We start from the raw sequence: 1,600 nt of genomic DNA, 5'->3' as shown, positions 1-1,600 counted from the left end.
CAGATAATTGTAATTCAGGGTTAGAAGCTACTTTTACAGATGAAGAGTTAGCTGGGAGTTGTGAAGGAGAGAAGCTTATTAAACGTACATGGAAATTAGTAGATAGTTGTGGAAATACAACAGAGAAAGTACAAACAATTACAGTAGTAGATAATATTGCACCAGTATTATCAGACGAACCAGCAAACATCTCAGTAGACTGTGAGTCAGTACCCTCAGTACCAACGATCACAGCAACAGATAATTGCGACACAGTAGTAGATGTAATCTTTACAGAAGTAAGCAATACGGTAGTAGACGGTTGTGGAGAGATTGTACGTAAATGGGAATCAACTGACAACTGTGGAAACACAGTAAGTCATACCCAAACAATCACGGTAACTGATACCACTGCACCAGTATTATCAGACGAACCAGCAAACATCTCAGTAGACTGTGAGTCAGTACCCTCAGTACCAACAATTACAGCGACTGACAATTGCGATAGCGTAGTAGATGTAATCTTTACCGAAGTAAGTAATACAGTAGTAGACGGTTGTGGAGAGATTGTACGTAAATGGGAATCAACCGACAACTGTGGTAATACGGTAAGTCATACCCAAACAATCACGGTAACCGATACCACAGCACCAGTATTATCAGACGAACCAGCAAACATCTCAGTAGACTGTGAGTCAGTACCCTCAGTACCAACAATTACAGCGACTGATAATTGCGATAGCGCAGTAGATGTAGTATTTACCGAAGTAAGCAATACAGTAGTAGACGGTTGTGGAGAGATTGTACGTAAATGGGAATCAACAGACAACTGTGGAAACACAGTAAGTCATACCCAAACAATCACGGTAACTGATACCACTGCACCAGTATTATCAGACGAACCAGCAGATATTTCAGTAGACTGTGAGTCAGTACCCTCAGTACCAACAATTACAGCGACTGACAATTGCGATACAGTAGTAGATGTAGTATTTACCGAAGTAAGCAATACAGTAGTAGACGGTTGTGGAGAGATTGTACGTAAATGGGAATCAACCGACAACTGTGGAAACACAGTAAGTCATACCCAAACAATCACAGTAACCGATACCACTGCACCCGTATTATCAGACGAACCAGCAAACATCTCAGTAGACTGTGAGTCAGTACCCTCAGTACCAACAATTACAGCGACTGACAATTGCGATACCGTAGTAGATGTAATCTTTACCGAAGTAAGTAATACGGTAGTAGACGGTTGTGGAGAGATTGTACGTAAATGGGAATCAACAGACAACTGTGGAAATACAGTAAGTCATACCCAAACAATCACAGTAACCGATACCACTGCACCCGTATTATCAGACGAACCAGCAAACATCTCAGTAGACTGTGAGTCAGTACCCTCAGTACCAACAATTACAGCGACTGACAATTGCGATACCGTAGTAGATGTAATCTTTACCGAAGTAAGTAATACGGTAGTAGACGGTTGTGGAGAGATTGTACGTAAATGGGAATCAACTGACAACTGTGGAAACACAGTAAGTCATACCCAAACAATCACAGTAACCGATACCACTGCACCAGATTTTACAGTGCCAGCTGACATCACAATATA

Annotated in this window: 1 pseudogene; it reads left to right on the top strand. The window is 41.4% G+C overall.

Annotation, left to right across the window (positions count from 1 at the left end):
• Positions 1-1,600 (top strand): annotated as a pseudogene (locus tag ACQYZ7_RS16645) (gliding motility-associated C-terminal domain-containing protein); the annotation flags it as partial.

This window comes from Tenacibaculum sp. SDUM215027 (assembly GCF_050566205.1).
GTDB lineage: Bacteria > Bacteroidota > Bacteroidia > Flavobacteriales > Flavobacteriaceae > Polaribacter.
The sequence above is the reverse complement of the archived record's forward strand: the minus strand, read 5'-3'. Positions and strand labels throughout refer to the sequence as shown.